Source organism: Chelativorans sp. ZYF759 (assembly GCF_012911015.1).
Classification (GTDB): domain Bacteria; phylum Pseudomonadota; class Alphaproteobacteria; order Rhizobiales; family Rhizobiaceae; genus ZYF759.
The window spans coordinates 48,833-67,847 of the sequence record NZ_WVVV01000014.1 but is presented as its reverse complement, the minus strand read 5'-3'; the positions used below and the strand labels follow the sequence as shown (position 1 = coordinate 67,847).

Annotated in this window: 19 protein-coding genes; 13 read left to right on the top strand and 6 right to left on the bottom strand. The window is 63.7% G+C overall.

The features are described 5' to 3' along the window. Window positions 1–383 precede the first annotated feature (383 nt). Window positions 384–1,316 carry a DUF5996 family protein gene (locus GRZ55_RS18635; protein WP_169288463.1) on the top strand — a complete coding sequence of 311 codons (933 nt, stop codon included), beginning with the start codon at window positions 384–386 and terminating at the stop codon, window positions 1,314–1,316. 16 nt (window positions 1,317–1,332) lie between these two features. Here the strand turns inward: GRZ55_RS18635 and GRZ55_RS18630 are convergent, their stop codons facing one another. Continuing rightward, window positions 1,333–2,589, bottom strand: coding sequence for a cytochrome P450 (locus GRZ55_RS18630; RefSeq protein WP_169288462.1), 1,257 nt, complete (start codon window positions 2,587–2,589; stop codon window positions 1,333–1,335). Between the two features lie 74 nt (window positions 2,590–2,663). Between GRZ55_RS18630 and GRZ55_RS18625 the strand changes: the two genes are divergently transcribed. The 5 genes from GRZ55_RS18625 to hupB all read left to right on the top strand — a co-directional run bounded on the left by GRZ55_RS18625 (window position 2,664) and on the right by hupB (window position 9,284). Then, entirely contained in the window at window positions 2,664–3,767 is a 1,104-nt protein-coding gene (locus tag GRZ55_RS18625) for an FAD-binding oxidoreductase (RefSeq protein ID WP_169288461.1), read from the top strand. 99 nt (window positions 3,768–3,866) lie between these two features. Further along, window positions 3,867–4,499 carry an ATP-dependent Clp endopeptidase proteolytic subunit ClpP gene (clpP, locus tag GRZ55_RS18620; RefSeq protein ID WP_169288460.1) on the top strand — a complete coding sequence of 211 codons (633 nt, stop codon included), beginning with the start codon at window positions 3,867–3,869 and terminating at the stop codon, window positions 4,497–4,499. A gap of 390 nt (window positions 4,500–4,889) precedes the next feature. Then, window positions 4,890–6,164, top strand: a complete 1,275-nt coding sequence (gene clpX, locus GRZ55_RS18615; RefSeq protein ID WP_169288459.1) for an ATP-dependent Clp protease ATP-binding subunit ClpX — start codon at window positions 4,890–4,892, stop codon at window positions 6,162–6,164. A gap of 236 nt (window positions 6,165–6,400) precedes the next feature. Continuing rightward, on the top strand, window positions 6,401–8,812 hold the full coding sequence (gene lon, locus GRZ55_RS18610) for an endopeptidase La (protein WP_169288500.1): 2,412 nt from the start codon (window positions 6,401–6,403) through the stop codon (window positions 8,810–8,812). A gap of 196 nt (window positions 8,813–9,008) precedes the next feature. Then, window positions 9,009–9,284: a DNA-binding protein HupB gene (hupB, locus tag GRZ55_RS18605; RefSeq protein WP_169288499.1), complete on the top strand. Its 276-nt coding sequence runs from the start codon at window positions 9,009–9,011 to the stop codon at window positions 9,282–9,284. 163 nt (window positions 9,285–9,447) lie between these two features. Here the strand turns inward: hupB and GRZ55_RS18600 are convergent, their stop codons facing one another. After that, on the bottom strand, window positions 9,448–10,161 hold the full coding sequence (locus tag GRZ55_RS18600) for a hypothetical protein (RefSeq protein ID WP_169288458.1): 714 nt from the start codon (window positions 10,159–10,161) through the stop codon (window positions 9,448–9,450). 163 nt (window positions 10,162–10,324) lie between these two features. Here GRZ55_RS18600 and GRZ55_RS18595 point away from each other — a divergent pair, with 163 nt between their 5' ends. After that, window positions 10,325–10,852, top strand: coding sequence for a gamma carbonic anhydrase family protein (locus GRZ55_RS18595; RefSeq protein WP_169288457.1), 528 nt, complete (start codon window positions 10,325–10,327; stop codon window positions 10,850–10,852). Window positions 10,853–10,959: 107 nt separating this feature from the next. Here GRZ55_RS18595 and GRZ55_RS18590 read toward each other — a convergent pair whose 3' ends face one another. The 3 genes from GRZ55_RS18590 to GRZ55_RS18580 form a co-directional block, all read right to left on the bottom strand. Continuing rightward, window positions 10,960–11,520, bottom strand: coding sequence for a transglutaminase-like cysteine peptidase (locus tag GRZ55_RS18590; protein ID WP_246734871.1), 561 nt, complete (start codon window positions 11,518–11,520; stop codon window positions 10,960–10,962). 357 nt (window positions 11,521–11,877) lie between these two features. Then, window positions 11,878–12,495, bottom strand: coding sequence for a PilZ domain-containing protein (locus tag GRZ55_RS18585; RefSeq protein WP_169288455.1), 618 nt, complete (start codon window positions 12,493–12,495; stop codon window positions 11,878–11,880). Between the two features lie 114 nt (window positions 12,496–12,609). Beyond that, on the bottom strand, window positions 12,610–13,260 hold the full coding sequence (locus GRZ55_RS18580) for a PAS domain-containing protein (RefSeq protein ID WP_246734867.1): 651 nt from the start codon (window positions 13,258–13,260) through the stop codon (window positions 12,610–12,612). A gap of 341 nt (window positions 13,261–13,601) precedes the next feature. Between GRZ55_RS18580 and GRZ55_RS18575 the strand changes: the two genes are divergently transcribed. The 5 genes from GRZ55_RS18575 (at window position 13,602) to GRZ55_RS18555 (ending at window position 16,873) form a co-directional block, all read left to right on the top strand. Then, window positions 13,602–14,321, top strand: coding sequence for a rhomboid family intramembrane serine protease (locus tag GRZ55_RS18575; protein WP_169288454.1), 720 nt, complete (start codon window positions 13,602–13,604; stop codon window positions 14,319–14,321). 98 nt (window positions 14,322–14,419) lie between these two features. Continuing rightward, window positions 14,420–14,851 carry a CBS domain-containing protein gene (locus tag GRZ55_RS18570; protein ID WP_169288453.1) on the top strand — a complete coding sequence of 144 codons (432 nt, stop codon included), beginning with the start codon at window positions 14,420–14,422 and terminating at the stop codon, window positions 14,849–14,851. 99 nt (window positions 14,852–14,950) lie between these two features. Beyond that, window positions 14,951–15,361, top strand: a complete 411-nt coding sequence (locus GRZ55_RS18565; RefSeq protein ID WP_169288452.1) for a universal stress protein — start codon at window positions 14,951–14,953, stop codon at window positions 15,359–15,361. Window positions 15,362–15,440: 79 nt separating this feature from the next. After that, window positions 15,441–16,181 (top strand): VWA domain-containing protein, encoded by a 741-nt coding sequence (locus tag GRZ55_RS18560; protein WP_169288451.1) that lies wholly within the window; start codon window positions 15,441–15,443, stop codon window positions 16,179–16,181. Further along, window positions 16,178–16,873 carry a DnaJ domain-containing protein gene (locus tag GRZ55_RS18555; RefSeq protein ID WP_169288450.1) on the top strand — a complete coding sequence of 232 codons (696 nt, stop codon included), beginning with the start codon at window positions 16,178–16,180 and terminating at the stop codon, window positions 16,871–16,873. The genes GRZ55_RS18560 and GRZ55_RS18555 overlap by 4 nt, the downstream gene beginning before the upstream one ends. 44 nt (window positions 16,874–16,917) lie before the next feature. On the opposite strand, the gene GRZ55_RS18550 is transcribed toward GRZ55_RS18555, so the two are convergent. Then, window positions 16,918–18,387, bottom strand: a complete 1,470-nt coding sequence (locus GRZ55_RS18550) for a D-alanyl-D-alanine carboxypeptidase (RefSeq protein WP_169288449.1) — start codon at window positions 18,385–18,387, stop codon at window positions 16,918–16,920. 233 nt (window positions 18,388–18,620) lie between these two features. Between GRZ55_RS18550 and GRZ55_RS18545 the strand changes: the two genes are divergently transcribed. Continuing rightward, complete coding sequence (locus GRZ55_RS18545; RefSeq protein WP_169288448.1) at window positions 18,621–18,950, top strand: phasin family protein; 330 nt, start codon at window positions 18,621–18,623, stop codon at window positions 18,948–18,950. Window positions 18,951–19,015 lie beyond the last annotated feature (65 nt).

Here is a 19,015-nt window from a genome sequence, read left to right as displayed (position 1 = left end):
GGAACAAGCCGAAAGCGAGACTTGAAAGAGTTCCTGGGACCGTGCTGGCCCGATCGGGGCCGTGGGTTCGCCCGCCAACCGATCGCCAGGTATCCCGCGGAACTGCTGGTTGCGGCTTCGGCCGCGCCGCAGCCGATGCTGCCATGAAGGCCGGACGTTCTTCGATGGCAAACTCCCCAGCTTTCGGGCGAAGGAGCAAGGTCGAGGCAAGCCATCCCCTTGGGGTTGGCGGAACCGAAGACCGGTCAGGTTCGGGGTCCGGCGCGGCGGACTGCCTTCGGGCATACTGGCGAGCGGATGTCGATCTGAACAGGGAGGCACTGGGAGCGATCCCAGTGCTTTCCTTGTTTTCGGATCGGTCCAGCGAGCGGAATGTGACGCCCATGAACGGAGCCTGGCCTGCAATACCCTACGAGGCGTGGCGGGAAAGCTGCGAGGCGCTTCATCTTTTCAGCCAGATCGTTGGAAAGTACCGCCTGGCCAACACGCCCTGGCAGAACCATTCCTGGCAGGCGACGCTCTATGTGAGCGCGCGGGGGCTCACGACCGGACTTGTCCCCGATGGCAACGAGGATGCGGAAATCGTTCTCGATCTCGTCGATCACAAGGTGCGCGCCTTTACCGCCGCCGGCGGCGATGGCGGGTTCGATTTGGAACCGATGTCCGTGCGGCATTTCCACGAACGGTTTATCGCCCTGCTGGATGAACTCGGACTGTCCAGCCGCTTCAGCGCTCGCCCGAGCGAAATCGCCGACGGCATCCGCTTCGCCGATGACACGCGCCTGCGCGCCTATGACCGTGATGCGGTGAACCGCTTCTTCCGCGCCTGCGTGTCGATCGACCGCACGTTCAAGCGCTTCCGCACCGGCTTCCTGGGCAAGGCGAGTCCGGTCCACTTCTTCTGGGGCTCCTTCGACCTCGCCGTCACAAGATTTTCGGGCGAGGTGGCGCCGCTTCATGCTGGCGGCATTCCGGCCCTTCCCGACGAGATCACCCGGGAAGCATACAGCCACCAGGTTTCCTCGGCTGGTTTCTGGCCCGGCGCAGGGAGCGGTTTCCCGGCCTTCTATTCCTATGCCTATCCTGCGCCGGAGGGGTTTGCCCAGGCACGGGCAATGCCCGAGGCCGCCTATTTCGATGGCCAGCTCGGCGAATTCATCCTGCCCTACGATGCAGTTCGCGAGGCAAGGGACCCCGAGGCGATGCTCCTCGCCTTCCTGCAGAGCACCTACGAGGCGGCCGCCGATCTGGGCGGCTGGAAGCGAAAGGAACTGGACTGCGAGATGGGACAGCCCCGCAGGCCGCGCAGGATCTGAAGACTCCTGCCGCCTCTCACCACGCAACCGTCAGCCGCTCCAGCCCATGAAAATGATAGGTGTCGCGGTAGCGCGGGTCTTCGGTCAGTTTCAGCCCCGGCAGTCGTTCGAACAGCACCTTGAGCGCCACCTGCATTTCGAGCCGCGCCAGGGGCGCGCCGATGCAGAAATGGATGCCCGCGCCGAAGGAGACGTTCTTCTGGTCCTGCCGGTCTGGCAAGAAGGCGAGGGGGGCGTCGAAAGCCGCCGCATCGGTGTTCGCCGCGCCCAGGAGCAGGCCGAGCGTTTCGCCCTGCCGAAGGACGACGCCCTTGGCGATTTCCACGTCCTCATAGGCGAAGCGGGTGAACATGTGCAGCGGCGCGTCGATCCGCAAACATTCCTCGACCGTGGCCGCCGTCGCCGCGTCGTCGCCGAAAAAGCGGCGCGGGTCGCCGCCCTGGCGCAGGATCGTGCGCACGGCATTGCCGGTCTGGTGCACCGTCGCTTCGTGGCCCGCATTGAGCAGCAGGATGGCCGAAGAGACGAGTTCGTCCTCCGACAGCCTGTCGCCGCTTTCGTGCGCGGCGATCAGGACGCTGAGCAAATCGTCGCCCGGGTCCTTGCGCCGCCCGTCGGCGTGGTGGCGGATGAAGCCCGCGAAGGCAGCGGCCGATTCGTTGGCCTTGTCAGCGTCCGCGCGCGTGGGCGCATGCATGTACATGCGCACCATGTCATTCGACCAGGCGACGAGCTGCGGTCCGGTTTCGGCGGGCAACCCCATCATTTCGGCGATCACGGTGGCGGGCAGTGGCGTCGCGAAGGACGGAATGAGGTCGACCTCGCCCCTGTCCTCGAAAGCGTCGACAAGCGCGTGCGCCAGCATCTCGATCCGCGGGCGCAGTTTCTCGACCTGGCGCGAGACAAAGGCGCGATTGACCAGGGTCCTCAGCCGCGTGTGGACAGGCGGCTCGAGTTCCAGCATGGACCCCGCCTCGACCGCGTCGAATGCTGCCAGATGCGACCGGTCTCCCAAGGCCTTCACCGCGTTCATGTAGCCGCCGGGCCGTTCGCGCCCGAAGCGCTTGTCGCGGAACAGCCGGTTGACGTCATCGAAACCGGCCAGGCACCAGTGGCCGAATTCCTCCCAGAAGAAGACCGGCGCCTCCCGGTTCAGATAGGCGTAGGCCGGATACGGATCCTGGAAGAAGCGGTGGTCATGCGGATCGATCCGCACTTTCCGGCGGGCGCGATCGAAATGGAGATGGTCGGGCGCTGGAGCGGTCTGTGTCATGAGCGCTGCTTAGCCTGTCTTGCCAGGCCTGTGCCAGAGGCTAAGCTTCCGCGACCTGCCTGCGGAGAATTCCCATGAAGATTGCCATCGTCGGAGCCGGCATTGCCGGCCTGTCCACCGCCTGGTCGCTGACCGCGCGCGGCCACGACGTCACGCTCGTCGAGCAGGGCACGATTCCCAATCCACTCGCGGCCTCCGGCGATCATCACCGCATCATCCGGCGCGCCTACGGCCCAGACAGCGGTTACGGCCGTCTTATCACCGAGGCCTACGAGGCCTGGGACGCCCTTTGGGCGGATCTGGGCACGAATCACTACGATCATCGCGGCTTCATCTGCATGTCGCGCGAGGAAGGTGACGAGGCCGAACGCTATCTTGAGGGCATGAGAGCCGGCGGATACGCGCATGAGGTCTTTGGTGCCGAAGAAGCAGCCGAGCGATGGCCGTTCCTCGATGCGGTCTCCATGCGCTTCGTCTTCCATTCGCCTGAAGGCGGTGCGTTGCACTGTCGCAGGATCGCCGCCGGGACCGCCGCCTGGCTGCGCCGGAACGGCGCGACCGTGCTTGAAAACACACGCGTGATCTCCGTTGACCCGAAGCAAGGCCGCCTGCAGCTCGAGAGCGGCGACACCATCTTGGCCGACCGCGTCGTCGTGACCGCCGGTGCCTGGGTGCCGAAGCTGTTTCCAGAGGTGACTGGCACGCTCTCCACCCACCGGACCGGCGTTGTCTACCTCCAGCCTCCAGCCGAGCTCGTCTCGGCGTGGGATTCCGCCCCGATCATTCTGGACGTGGGCGGCGAAACGGATGGCTACATCATCCCGCCTTCGGGAGGGGCGGGGCTCAAATTCGGGTCCGGTCTCACCAAACGCCCCACGGACGACGCCGATGCCGACCGCGTTCCCAGGCCCGGCGAGGGTGAGGCCCTGCGCGATCTGTTCGCTGGAGCCATCGCCCGGGTCGGCGATTACGCGGTGCGTGAATTCGTCACCTGTGCCTACACTTTCACCGCTGACGAGCGTTTCCACTGCCAGGAAATCGGTGTCTGCCTGGTCGTCTCTGCCTGTTCCGGACATGGTTACAAGTTCGGGGCAGCCGTTGGTCGGCGCGTCGCCGAAGCGCTCGAAACGGGCGATTCGGCTTCACTTGGCAGTTGGCTGCGCGCCGAAGCCGTCTAGCTCTTGCGCAAGCCGGTCCTGCCAACCTATCTAGGGCCCAGCATCTCAGAGATTCCGCCGTCCGGTCGCGAATCGCTTCCAGAACAAGGGACATGCCCGATGAAGCATCCAGTCGAAACCGCGATGAACCTCGTGCCGATGGTGGTCGAGCAGACCAATCGCGGTGAGCGGGCGTATGACATCTTCTCTCGCCTCCTCAAGGAGCGGATCATCTTCATCACCGGCCCGATCGAGGACGGCATGGCGACGCTGGTCTGCGCGCAGCTTCTCTTCCTTGAGGCCGAGAACCCGAAGAAGGAAATTTCCCTCTACATCAACTCGCCCGGCGGCGTGGTGACAAGTGGCATGGCCATCTACGACACCATGCAGTTCATCAAGCCAGCCGTGTCCACGCTCTGTGTCGGGCAGGCGGCCTCCATGGGGTCGTTGCTGCTGTGCGCTGGCGAGAAGGGCATGCGTTTCGCCACCCCGAACGCCCGCATCATGGTGCATCAGCCCTCGGGCGGTTTCCAGGGCCAGGCCTCCGACATCGAGCGCCACGCCCAGGACATCATCAAGCTGAAGCGTCGCCTGAACGAGGTCTATGTCCAGCATACCGGCCAGGACTACGAGACCATCGAAAAGACGCTCGATCGCGATCATTTCATGACCTCCGAAGAGGCGCAGGATTTCGGACTTGTGGACAAGGTCATCACGAATCGCGAGGCGATGGACGCGCCTGCCTCGAGCTGATTTGGGTCGTCACGTCGATTGTGAACGATTTTTGACGGTGGCAGCGTCAATTCTGCCACAGTTGGCCCTTTCCTGTGTTTCGTTTCGTACCTAGTTTCGAAGTCGCAGGGTCCAGCCGCGTTGCGTCGGTATCTGGTCTGGTCAGGCGGCAATATCCGGGTTGATACATAAGTTTGGCTGCGGGGCGTCCCTTAAGCCTATGTTGATGATCCGATGCCAACTTTCTGCGTTGGAGGGTTTGGGGAGCCGGCGAAAGGTCGGATCTCCAGGATTTCGGAAGCAGGGACGCGGCGGTCGCCGGTTGGCAGCGACGGCCTCGCGCCCTAAAGTGCCACAGCGCTTCGCGACCCTTGGGGTCGACGAGACGGAAGTGCCGAAAGGACATGGAATATGAGCAAGATCAGCAACGGCGGGGGCGATGCGAAGAACACGCTCTACTGCTCGTTTTGCGGCAAGAGCCAGCATGAGGTCCGCAAGCTGATCGCGGGCCCGACGGTTTTCATCTGCGACGAGTGTGTCGAACTGTGCATGGACATCATCCGCGAGGAAAACAAATCCTCGATGGTGAAGTCGCGCGAAGGCGTTCCCACCCCGCAGGAGATCCTGACGGTTCTCGACGATTACGTGATCGGCCAGTCCCACGCCAAGCGCGTGTTGTCTGTGGCGGTCCACAATCACTACAAGCGCCTGGCGCATGCGGCCAAGAACCAGGACGTCGAACTGGCGAAGTCGAACATCCTGCTGATCGGCCCCACGGGCTGCGGCAAGACGCTGCTGGCCCAGACACTGGCCCGCATCATCGACGTGCCCTTCACGATGGCCGACGCCACCACGCTGACGGAAGCCGGCTATGTGGGCGAGGATGTCGAGAACATCATCCTCAAGCTGCTGCAATCGGCCGATTACAATGTCGAGCGTGCCCAGCGCGGCATTGTCTATATCGACGAGATCGACAAGATCAGCCGCAAGTCCGACAACCCCTCGATCACCCGCGACGTGTCGGGCGAGGGCGTGCAGCAGGCGCTCTTGAAGATCATGGAAGGCACCGTGGCCTCCGTTCCGCCGCAGGGCGGGCGCAAGCATCCCCAGCAGGAGTTCCTGCAGGTCGATACCTCCAACATCCTGTTCATCTGCGGCGGCGCCTTTGCCGGTCTCGACCGCATCATCTCCGACCGCGGCCGCAAGACCTCGATCGGCTTCGGTGCCAATGTCTCCTCGCCCGAGGACCGCAAGACCGGCGAGCTCTTCCGCAAGGTCGAGCCCGAGGATCTGCTTAAATTCGGTCTCATCCCCGAATTCGTCGGCCGTCTGCCTGTCCTGGCGACGCTTGAGGACCTCGACGAGGCGGCGCTGATCCAGATCCTGACCGAGCCCAAGAACGCGCTGGTCAAGCAGTACCAGCGGCTCTTCGACATGGAGAATGTCGAACTGACCTTCCATGAGAGCGCCATGTCGGCGATCGCGAAGAAGGCGATCGAGCGCAAGACGGGTGCACGCGGCCTGCGCTCCATCATGGAATCGATCCTGCTCGACACCATGTTCGAGCTGCCGGCGCTCGAAGGCGTTCGCGAAGTCGTGATCTCCGACGAGGTCGTACAGGGCAATGCCCGCCCGCTCTACATCTATGCCGAGCGCGAGAACGAAAAGGGCAGCGCCAGCGCGTGATCGTCTGGTATTGCTGCCCAGCCCGGCGGCGTTCGGCCGCCGGGGCACAGGTGCCGCACGGAGCGCCATTTCCCGCCCTTGATCTTTGGGCCTCAGGCCTCCACCTATGATGCAGGCTGGGTCTGACATTTCCGTGCTGAAACCCCTGAATTCCCGCAATAGGCGGATTTGCTTCCAGCGGTTACAATAGGATTCGCGGTTGGCCATGAGGCGACCGCGACATGAAAGGCTTGAAAATGAGCACACCTGAAAGGACCACGGGCGCTGTCGGCACCTATCCGGTGCTTCCCCTGCGCGACATCGTCGTCTTCCCGCACATGATCGTTCCGCTCTTCGTGGGCAGGGAAAAGTCGATCAAGGCACTGGAAGAGGTGATGGGGTCCGACCGCCAGATTCTGCTGGCCACCCAGAAGAACGCCTCCGACGACGATCCGGCGCCCGACGCCATCCATGAGGTCGGCACGCTCGCCAACGTGCTGCAGCTCCTGAAGCTGCCGGACGGGACCGTGAAGGTCCTGGTCGAGGGCGCGGCGCGCGCGTCGATCACCGGCTACACGGGCAATGCCGAGTTCCACGAGGCCAATGCCGAAACGCTGGCCGAGCCGGAAGAGGAAGAGGTCGAGATCGAGGCGCTGTCGCGCTCCGTGGTCGCCGATTTCGAGAACTACGTGAAGCTCAACAAGAAAATCTCGCCTGAGGTCGTGGGCGCCGCCAGTCAGATCGACGACTATTCCAAGCTCGCCGACACCATCGCTTCCCATCTTGCCGTCAAGATTGCCGACAAGCAGGAGATGCTGGCCACGCTGTCCGTGCGCGAGCGGCTCGAGAAAGCCATGGGCTACATGGAGTCCGAGATATCGGTCCTCCAGGTCGAGAAGCGCATCCGCTCGCGCGTCAAGCGCCAGATGGAGAAGACGCAGCGCGAATACTATCTCAACGAGCAGATGAAGGCGATCCAGAAGGAGCTCGGCGAGGGCGAGGACGGCCGCGACGAGGCGGGCGAGCTCGAGGAGCGCATCAAGAAGACCAAGCTGTCCAAGGAAGCGCGCGAGAAGGCCGAGGCCGAGCTCAAGAAGCTGCGGACGATGTCGCCCATGTCGGCCGAGTCCACCGTCGTGCGCAACTATCTCGACTGGCTCCTGTCCATCCCGTGGAACAAGCCGTCCAAGGTCAAGAAGGACCTGGGCTACGCGCTCGACGTGCTCGATGCCGATCATTTCGGTCTCGAGAAGGTCAAGGAGCGCATCGTCGAGTATCTCGCGGTCCAGTCGCGCCAGCGCAAGATCAAGGGGCCGATCCTCTGCCTCGTCGGCCCGCCCGGCGTCGGCAAGACCTCGCTCGGCAAGTCCATTGCGAAATCCACCGGCCGCGAGTTCATCCGCATGGCGCTTGGCGGCGTGCGCGACGAGGCCGAGATCCGCGGTCACCGGCGGACCTATATCGGCTCGATGCCCGGCAAGGTCATCCAGTCGATGAAGAAGGCCAAGAAATCCAACCCGCTCTTCCTGCTCGACGAGATCGACAAGATGGGCATGGATTTCCGCGGTGATCCGTCTTCGGCTTTGCTCGAGGTCCTCGATCCCGAGCAGAACGCGACCTTCATGGACCACTATCTGGAGGTTGAGTACGACCTGTCCAACGTCATGTTCGTGACGACGGCCAACACGCTCAACATCCCTCCGGCGCTGATGGATCGCATGGAGATCATCCGCATTGCCGGCTACACCGAGGACGAGAAGGTCGAGATCGCCAAGCGGCACCTCCTGCCGAAGGCAATCCGCGACCACGCACTCCAGCCCAAGGAGTTCGCCGTCACGGACGAGGCGCTGCGCGCGACGATCAGCAACTACACCCGTGAAGCGGGCGTGCGTAACCTCGAGCGGGAACTGATGAAGCTTGCCCGTAAGGCGGTCACTGAGATCCTGAAGACCGGCAAGAAGTCGGTGAAGATCACGGAGAAGAACCTCGACGAGTATCTCGGCGTGCAGCGCTACCGCGTGGGCCAGGCCGACGGCGAGGATCAGGTCGGCGTGGTTACCGGCTTGGCCTGGACCGAGGTCGGCGGCGAGCTTCTCACCATCGAAGGCGTGATGATGCCCGGCAAGGGCAAGATGACCGTCACCGGCAACCTCAGGGACGTGATGAAGGAGTCCATCTCCGCCGCTGCGTCCTATGTGCGCAGCCGCGCCGTCGATTTCGGCATCGAGCCGCCGATCTTCGACAAGCGCGACATCCACGTGCACGTGCCGGAGGGTGCGACGCCTAAGGACGGTCCGTCGGCCGGCATCGCCATGGTCACCGCCATCGTCTCGGTCTTGACCGGCATCCCGGTGCGCAAGGATATCGCCATGACCGGCGAGATCACCCTGCGCGGCCGCGTGCTGCCGATCGGGGGCTTGAAGGAAAAGCTCCTTGCGGCGCTTCGCGGCGGCATCAAGAAGGTGCTGATCCCCGAGGAGAACGCCAAGGATCTGGTGGACATCCCCGACAACGTGAAGAGCGGGCTGGAAATCGTGCCGGTCAGTCGCGTCGGCGAGGTGCTCCGCCACGCCCTATTGCGGATGCCCGAGCCCATCGAATGGGTCGAACCTGTCGACACCCCGGCAGCCAAAGCCGAGGACACGAGCCAGGCCTCGTTGGCTCACTGATAGACGACACAATCGGAAATATTTGGAGAGCCGGGCCCCGTGGCCCGGCTTTTTCGTGTCTTGAAGGTCAAAAACCTTGGATTTCCGGGCTTTCGGGGCATTTTCCGGCTTGGTCCGCGGGCCTTCGCTGCATAGTATCCCGAACCTGCCGGTTGAGTCGTTCATTCCGGTCTTTCATAGCGAAGGGAAGTTTTTGATGAACAAGAACGAGCTAGTTTCCGCGGTCGCCGATGAAGCGAAGATCTCGAAGGCCGACGCTCAATCGGCTGTCGATGCGGTTTTCTCCGTCATCAGCGGCGAATTGAAGAAGGGCGGCGATGTCCGTCTCGTCGGATTTGGCAATTTTTCGGTTTCGCGCAGAGAGGCTTCCACCGGCCGCAACCCGCAGACCGGCGACACGGTCCAGATTCCGGCCCGCAACGTGCCGAAATTCTCGGCCGGCAAGGGCCTCAAGGACGCCGTCAACTCCTGATGGCGTTGCACGGCGTGCCGCGGGGGAAACTCCGGCGGCACACTGCCCGCGGCTAATGTCCCTGAAAAGGGACCGGCCGCGCTTGGCGATTGGACCCGCCGGCAACCGCCGGCCTCACGGAAACAGACCGCGCAATGGTCTGTTTCCGTTTGTCCAGCGCTCTTTACTGAAGCATCTCGGCGATCTTTACGGAGATCGCTTCGTCGAGCGCGTCCCACTCAGCCAGCAGATGCTCGGGAAACCGATAGTTCACGCTCAGCCCTTCACCTAGGTGCAGGTCGCGTTCGCAGGGCGCCAGGGATTCGCTGGCCAGCGCTGCCGACAGGCAGCGTGCGACGAAGCGGCGGCCCGAAATGTTGGGCGGGCCGACCGCCAGTATCTCCTCGACGAAGCCTGAGCCGGCCTTGAACGGCCGCATGGCAAGACCGTTGGGACCAGCATGTCCGGTTTCGGTGACGGCGGCATAGATCGGGTCGTATCGCCCGCTCATGTCGCGGGATGTGAGCCGCTTGTGAAACGTCAGGAAGATGATCTCGCGAGAGCCGTTCACATGGTTGAAGGCGTCCCGTGCAGCCTCCGAATAGCCGTCCAGGCTTGGCCAGTGCAGATAGAGGTCGAGGCGGCTGGCGACGCCGGATTGGCGAGCTTCCTCGAAACGGATGGAGTTCTCCGCCACCAGCAGGACGTCGTTGCCGAGGACGACCTCGTGCTGTGTCGTGGCAGGGGAGTGTCCGCCGAGGGCCAGGCGGCTGCCCAGCCATTGGCCGGCCAGGCTGACCACGCCCGAGAGCACCGCCAGTGCCAGGAATGCATGGAACAGCCGCCTCAGGAAGGCGGGGCGCAACTGCCGCTCTATCGCAGTGATCGTCTCGCTCATGACCCCGGTCGGTTCCTTGATCGGCGCGCGCGGCGGCCGCTCGAGCAATATGAGGTGCATGATTATGGTAAAGGGAGCGTAAAGGTTTCCGGCCGGTGACCGGTGCCTTGCCGGGCGTCGGTGCCTGCGCCTATGCTTCCTGCGTCAAGAGCAGGGAGATGAAATGCCGCTTTATTCAATCGACGAAGTCGCGCCGACCATCGAGGATGCCGATACGGTCTGGATCGCGCCGGATGCGGTGGTGATCGGCCGCGTGACTCTCGGCCGCGAGGTCGGGATCTGGTTCGGCGCGGTCCTGCGGGGCGACAATGAGCCCATAACCATTGGCACAGGCTCCAACGTCCAGGAGCACACGGTGATGCATACCGACCCGGGATTTCCGCTAATGGTCGGCGAAGGATGCACGATCGGTCACCGCGCCATTCTGCACGGCTGCACGATCGGCGACAATTCCTTGGTGGGGATGGGAGCGACGATCCTCAACGGCGCTGTCATCGGGCGCAATTGCCTCGTTGGTGCCGGAGCCCTGGTTACCGAAAACAAGAATTTCCCGGACAATTCGCTGATTGTCGGCTCCCCGGCCAAGGTCGTGCGCACGCTCGACGACGCGGCAGTGGCGCGGCTCAGGGTTTCGGCAGCCCACTATGTTGCCAATGCCCGCCGCTTTCGCGCCGGCCTGAAGCCCGTCTAGAGGCCAGCCCCACTTTGAGGAAAGCGGAGCCGGCCCCGGGGAAGGGCCGGCTCCTGACCCGGTCGTTGGGGACGGGGAGGGGGACTCGACCGGGTATCTGTGTTCCCTTAGCGGACGCTGCCGACGATGACGTTGCGGTGGTCGCTGACGCCGATCCACTGACCCGCGTGGCGTTCCGAGACGCGCTTGAGGACCTCGTACTCGGTGTCGTGCCAGCGAAGGACCCGCGGCTCGAGATTGTCGAGAATGAAGTCGCCCATGCTGGTCGACACCGTCAGCACCGCATGGCCCTCTCCATTGGTCTGCCTGACGACCGTCATCAGCAGGCTGGCGGCGGGCACGCCGGCGCGGATGAGCATGCGGCGCTTTTCCAGCGCATAGGCTTCGCAGTCGCCATATCCGTTGTTGGGGTAGGCCCAGTATTCCTCGACCCCCCACAATTCCCAGTCAGTACGCGGCGTCACCATCGTGTTGACGGCGTTGTTGACCTCGACGATCGTCGCCCACAATTCGCGCGTCAGTTCCACCTGCGCGCCCCCGGCGTTGGTCGGTCCGCATTCCTGAGGTTTGCGCTGGCAGAACTCGTAGTGGCCGATGGGCTGGCTCGACAGGCCGGTGGTCGGCATGAACGCCTGGGCCTGCGCCGCCGCGCCGGTAGCCGCGCTCATGACTGCCGAGGCCGCCACGGCAGCCAGAATTCTTGCGATGTGTCCCATTATGTAGTCTCCCCGTTTGAGAAGACCTTGACACAGTCGAATTTATACCAGGCAAAAGAGGGAAGTAGAGTTTAAATAGAGATCGATCAAAAATAAGAACAAATTCGCATAAAACAAATATAGAATGAAACACAGATTTGATTCAAATTTGTCCTATCGGGGCGATCCGGTTGCTGGCCGGCCAGGGATCCGCCGCGTGTTCGAGCGCGGGTCGGCTGCCGACCGCGCGGACGGCAGCTTGAATACGACGCGGCCGCCGCGATCCGGGGATCGCGGCGGCCGCGTCAGTTCAGCAGTGGGAAATGTCGCTCAGCGCCGGTTGCGGTCGAACTGGGCGTGGAGCGAGGTCTCGTCTTGGATGACGGCGAACTCGATGGCGATGCCATCGTCGAAATGACGTACGACCTGGCCCCGCATGGTGCCCAGCATCACCTGAACGCCGATCGCGGGCCGCACGTCGCTCTCGACCGCCGCGCCGGAGAGCGACAGATCGATGATGCGGCACTCATACTGCCGGCCATCGGCCAGTTGCATGACGGTGAGGGGGTTGGCGGGGGCGATACGTTCGTGGCGCCGGTCTTCGGGCAGGTCGAGCTCATGCTTGTTGGCCAGCCAGGTGAGCTGGGCGGCCAGCTTCTCACGTTTGCGCTCCGAAGCCACCAGTGTCATGGCCAGACCGTCGTCGAAGAGGCGGCTGACGACTCCTTCGACCCGACCCACATGATCCAGATAGGCGACCACGCGGTCGCCGAGCTGGCCTTTGGCCTCGCATCGAAGTGAGACGTTGCCGGGCGACATGTCGATCACCTGGCAAGTATGTTCGGTCCGGTCGGGCAGCATATAGCGGCCGAAGATCTTCACGCGGACGCGTTGAAAGGTTCTCCTTTCAACCGAAGACGACGCGATCTCTCCCGCCACAGCATTCATTGCAAGGTCCCGTCAGTCGCAAACCTCCTCATGGAGGGTTTCTTCATCCCTACGCTCAACCTGTTAAAAAGGCGTAAGTTGATGGATTGCGCGCATAGGTAGCCTTGACCGCGCCTAGCTGCCGTTCTTTCCGCCGTCGATGACCACCAGATGGCGAACATGCCGACGCATCGTGTTCGTCGCCGCCTGTGACGTGAATGGCTTCTCGGGCGCCCGCGGGATGGAGACGGGCGGGCGGTTCGTCAGGAACATCGGCTCCCTGTCCGGGTCGATCATGCGCAGCGTCTCGAGCCGGTTCTCGAAGACCGTGTCGGCCCCCAGCCAGAACGGCTTCTTGACGGGGAGGGCGCAGCCGAGAAGCCGCGGGCTGCTCTGGCCCCCATCGAGCGGCAGGAGCAGCATTTCGAACGGGTTGGTCCGGCCGCCGTGGGTGATGCCGAGATAGGTGATGACCACCACGGAATTGTCGCGAAACACGTTGCCCGTCAGGCGCGACATCATCGGCTGGTCGCGGTCGGACCAGATCGGCGTAAAGGCATGCCCCTTCAGTTCGCGTCCATAGGTGGCGCACAGCCGCGTGCCGGCGAGCCTGAAGACGGGTTGCGAACGCGCGTCCATTTCAAGGATGAAGGTATCGGCCAGCAGCTTGCGGATGTCGCTTGGCTCGATTTCGGTGCGACGAGGGGAAGGGCGCGGTCCGCGCAAGTCGTTCCAATATTGGAACAGCGCCATTGTCCCTTCCTGGTTCATTCCCTGGTGCTCCATGCCTCGACTTCTGCCGTTGTGTCATCGTCGGACACACGGGGCCGCTTTAGGCGACCTATTGCGTCACGATGCATGGGGCATGCCACCTCCAAGAAAGGTTCTTAACGGTTTTCCAATTGGTTAAGGTTAACAAATGGTTTCGATTGCACCTTCGGCCGCGGATGTGGGACATCATCCCCACGTCCGGAAAGGACACCTCGGCTTTCGGGGGAACAGGGGGCTCGACGGGCCGACCGGGATGAATGCCCGGTCGGCCGTTTCTTTTTTTTCATATTGTCGCGGTCACTTGAGCGGGCAGGTCGGGGGGCTTACCTGTGTGCCGACCGCAAACGGAATCCCTCATGAGCCAGCCCCAGCCGATCGGCGACGATGCCGATCATCGCTATCCGCCGCCGCCGCGCCAGCCGGTGTTCAACCTGCCCGCCATCGTGACGGCGCTGATTGCGGCCTGTGTCGGGGTGCACCTCCTGCGCGCCTATGTCCTGAACAACGCGCAGGATTTCGAACTCATCGTCCGGTTCGCCTTCATCCCGCTGCGCTATTCCGGCGACTACGTCATCGATATCTATGCGTGGCTGAGCCCGCTTACCTATGCGTTCCTCCATGGCGACATCGTGCATCTGGCGGTCAACATGATCTGGCTGGCGGCGTTTGGCGCCCCGCTTGCCAACCGCATCGGCGTCCCGCGTTTTGTCGCGTTCTGGGCGGCGACCAGCCTCGCGGCCGTGGCGCTGCATTATGTGCTGCATCCAGCCGACCCGACGCCGCTGGTGGGGGCATCCGGCGCGATTTCGGGCATGATGGGCGCAGCCGCGCGTTTCGCCTTCCGCATCGATCGCAGCGAGCGGCATGCCGCGTTTACCGGCCCGATCCTCTCCATGGCGGCGGTCTTCACCTATCGGACGACGGTCGCTTTCCTCGCGATCTGGATGATCATCAACCTTGCGCTCGGCCTTGGCTTTGGCGGACCCGACGGCGCCCGCATCGCCTGGGAGGCCCATATCGGCGGTTTTCTGATGGGCTTCCTGGGCCTGCGCCTGTTCGACCGTCGCCCCTATTGATCGCCCGCCTCTTGCAATGATCCGGGCCCCGGCGCACCATGGTGTTCCAAAGCGCGGCCGTCCCGAGGCTGTCGGCCGGCTTCCGCAGGGAGGAAGGCATGACGGTACGCGATATCCTGGCCACCAAGGGCAATGACGTTGTCACGATCGGACCCTCGAGCACGCTCGCGGATGCGGCGCGTGCGCTGGCGCAGCACCGTATCGGTGCGGTGGTGGTGACAGGTCCGGGCGACCAGATCGTCGGCATATTGTCCGAGCGGGACATCGTGAGGGTCATCGGGGAGCAGGGGGCCGACGCACTGTCCGGGGCGGTGTCCGAGGCGATGTCGACCAGCGTGAAGGTCTGCGGCGAGCATCACACCGTCAACGAGGTCATGGGCATCATGACCCGCGGCCGCTTCCGCCACCTCCCCGTGGAACGAGATGGACGCCTCATCGGCATCGTATCGATCGGCGACGTGGTCAAGCAGCGCATCGAGGATGTTGAGCGCGAGGCCGAGGAGATTCGCAACTACATCGCAACCGCCTGACGGCCAGGCTGCGGCAAACCCTCCATTGATCTGTGACAAGGCCTGGCGTGACATTGCGTGGTCGTGTGGGCACCAAGACAGACCCAAGTGGAGGTGACGATGCCCAAGACCATAATCGTGCCGGTTGCGCTCGCGCAGATCGAAAAGGTGCACGCCATGCTGGAAGTGGCAAAGCAGCTTGGTGGCGAGGACGGGCAAATCGTCCTCGTGACGGTGATTGAAGAGGTGCCGGGCTACATTGCCGCCGAGTTGCCCGCGGGGCTCTTGGAAAGCGCGGCCGAGGACGCGCGCGCAGAAATGCGCAAGATTGGGCGCGATGCCGGCATGGAACTGCCGGTCGAGGTGCGCAAGGGCAATCCCGCTTCGGGGATCCTGGCCGTCGCCAGCGAGCGGCATGCCGACGTCATTGTCATCGCCTCGCACCGCCCGGGCCTGCAGGACTACTTTCTCGGCTCGACCGCCGCGCGCGTGGTGCGGCACGCCACGTGCTCGGTGCACGTGATTCGCTAGGCGGCAGTGGCGCCTGCGGTGACGCGGAGTGTCGCGGGGACTTGAAAGCGGCGCGGTGGCGGCACATCCTTCTTGCACCATGAGTGACAAGAAAACACCCGCCCCGCCCACCAAGCCCAAAGCCCCGCAATCCCGCAGCGGCTCGGGCGCCATCGCGGATTTCATTCGACAGGCCCGTGCGGTCGGCGGCGCCCGTGGGGTCGGCGGCGATGGCAGCGGCCGTATCGTGCTGGCGCTCGATGCAACGATGAGCCGCCAGCCGACTTGGGATCTGGCCTGCTCGCTGCAGGCCGAAATGTTCGACGCCGTGGGCAAGTCAGGCAACCTGAACGTCCAACTCGTCTATTTCCGTGGCTTCGGCGAATGCCGTGCGTCGAAATTCGTGTCCGACACCGGCGCGCTCAAATCCCTCATGACGCGCATCGACTGCAGGGGTGGCCATACCCAGATCGGCAAGGTGCTTTCACATACGCTGAAGGAAACGGCCCGGGGGCGCGTCAACGCCTTGGTCTTCATCGGCGACGCCATGGAGGAGGATGTCGATTCGCTTGCCGACAAGGCAGGGCATCTGGGCCTCAAGGGAGTGCCCGTCTTCGTCTTTCAGGAGGGGAGGGACCCGGTCGCCGAATCCGCCTTCAAGGAGATTGCGCGCCTCTCCAAGGGGGCCTGGTTCCGCTTCGACGCCTCTGCGGCCGCTACGCTCGCAAATCTGCTCTCGGCCATCGCCGTCTATGCAACCGGCGGCCTCAAGGCGCTTGAGGCTCGGGGCAGGGCGGCGGACCGGCTGCTGCTTGAAAATCTCCGCGGCAAGGGCAAATGACGGCGATCCTGTATGCGGCGGCTTTGCTGCTCGTCATCGGTCTGGCCGGCTATCTGCTGCTGAAGGCGGATGCCGCACGCCTTGCCGCGAGCCTGCGTCTGGCTGGCCCGCTGATCGTCGGCGTGCTGGGGCTCGGACTGATCCTGATCGGTCGCGTGGGGGTCGGTGCGATGATGATATCCGCCGCACTCGCCTGGTATGGCTCCTCGCGTTCGCGTCGACAGGCACGCAAGTCGCCGGGTTCGCGTTCGAATGTCCGCACGGCGGCTCTCGAGATGGAACTCGACCACGACAGCGGTGATCTGTCGGGGACCATACTTGCCGGGACGTTCGAGGGTCGAAACCTTGCCGAGCTGGACTTGCCGGATCTTCTCGATCTGGCGCGCGAACTCTCCTCGGACGAGGAAAGCCTGCGCCTTCTAGAGACCTATCTTGATGGCCGGTTTCCCGTCTGGCGCGAGCACGTGCAGGCGGATGCTGGCGACAGGCAGGGCGGCACGCCGCGTTCTGGCAGCATGACAAAGGAGGAGGCCTACGAGATCCTTGGTCTTGAAGCGGGGGCGGGACCGGCCGACATCCGCAAGGCCCATCGCCGCCTGATGCAGCGCCTTCATCCCGACGTCGGCGGGTCCTCTTTTCTCGCGGCCCGCATCAACGAGGCCAAGGACGTTCTGCTGTCCGGTCAACGATAACTCTCCTTCGACTCGATTACTCACCCGGAGGGGCAGACGGAACCTCACAGCTCCGCCGCGAAACAATCCACTCGCTTGCCTTTCAGCGCGTTGCAGGCGTCCCATGCTTCCTTGCTCGACTGGAAACCGCCGAACCTGGCGCGCACGTAGTTGGTCCCGTTACGGGTAAAGGGCTCGGTGAATCCCGACGCGTTGCTGAGGATGCCGCCGGCCTCCTTGGCGATTCGCATCAGGAAGGCCTGCGCCTCCTGCTCGCTTCCGAGCGAACCCACCTGGACGGCCCAGCCCCCCGTCGGGCGGGTCGAGTTCGTAGTCATGGTGTCGACGCCGGGATTGGCTGCTGCCGCGGAGGCCTGCTCGCGCACCGGATTGCCGACGGGCATGGGCGGCGCAAAGCGATTGGCTGACGGCGCGGCATAGGCCGTCTGGGTGCTGGCGGCGGACGCGCCTTCCGCGGGACGCTGCGCGGGAGCCGCCGATGCCACCACGGGTGCCGCCGCCGCGACGACGGGACGGGGTGCGGACTGCTCGGGTGCGTAGGCGGCCGCCACGGCAGCCTGCCGGGGGCGGAACTGCGGAACGGCCATGCGCTCCGGCATCACCGAAACGACGTTGACCGACGAGGTCAGCGGCGTGCCACGGGCGACCAGCGGCTGGCTCGGCCGATTGGTGGAGGCGCGCGGCAGATGCTCCTGGATGAGGGCGGCCATGTGGTTGTCGCGACTGGCCCCGGACTGCCCTCCCATGACGACGGCCACGATGCTGCGTCCGCCGGTACGAACCGAGGTCACGAGGTTGAAGCCGGAGGCACGGATGAAGCCGGTCTTGATGCCGTCGACGCCGGTCACGCGGCCCAGGAGGCGATTGTGATTGCCAATGGTCTGGCCGGCGAAATTGAACTGGCGCGTGCTGAAATACGGATAGAGGTCGGGAAAGTGCTCGCGCACCGCCAGACCGAGGATAGCCATGTCGCGCGCCGTCGTCACCTGCCGGTTGTTGGGCAGGCCGTGCGCGTTCTGGAAGGTGGTCGAGTTCATTCCGAGTTGGCGGGCCTTGGCCGTCATCATGCGGGCGAAATTGGCTTCGGATCCGCCGAGAAACTCGCCGACGGCCGTAGCCACGTCGTTTGCCGAACGCGTCACGAGCGCCTTGATTGCATTGTCCACCGTGATCGTCGAGCCGGGCCGGATGCCGAGCTTGGTCGGTGGCTCTGCAGCCGCATTTCGCGACATTGGAATGGGCGTGCTCTTGCTGATGCGGCCCGTCTCCATCGCCTCGAACAGCAGATAGATCGTCATGACCTTCGTCAGCGACGCGGGAAAGCGCTGAGCGTCCGCGTTGCGCGAGAAGAGGACCTGTCCGGTATTCGTATCCAGCACATAGGCTGCGTAGCGCGGATTGGCCGATGCTGTACCGGCCAATGAGAACGCCAACATGAGCGCAATGACTAGAGTGACGAGGGACTTCTGGCGAAAGGGCTTCTGCACGGCAAAAAAGGCCGACGTCCGACGCATGGCTACACCTACTATTGGTCTTATTGGTTCGAGACCGGCGGTTTCTTGAAGGACCGCCCCTCCCGTCACCCTAGGGGCGGGTCGTTACCAATCCGTTTATGGTAATCGGAAGGTTGACGAATTCGCTCGACTCCGCGCGATCGCGGCGGCGCGGACGGGGGAGGTTGCGAATGAGTGCAATGCGGTATAGGTTCGCTGCAGCGCACAACGCAATTTTTTCAAGAGGTCTCTCGATGGAACAGAACTTCGAACAGGCAGGCAAGCTCGGCAAGGAATTTGTCGACACGAGCCTCCAGAGCTTCGCCGCCATGACCAGCAGCATGCAGACGATCGCTTCCGAAGCTGCCGATTATTCGAAGAAGTCGTTCGCGGCCCAATCCTCCGTGATGGAGAAGATGCTTTCGGCCAAGACGCCCGAGACGGTCATGGAAGTCCAGGCGGCGCATGCCAAGACGGCTTATGAGGGCTTCGTGGCGCAAGCTACCCGCATGAGCGAGCTCTACGCCGACATGGCGAAGGAAATCTACAAGCCGTTCGAGGGCGTCATCGCCAAGGCCAAGTAAGGCGATCGACTTCACGCGGTTCGAATGAGATGGCCCGGGCGCCCGACGGCGACCGGGCTTTTTTG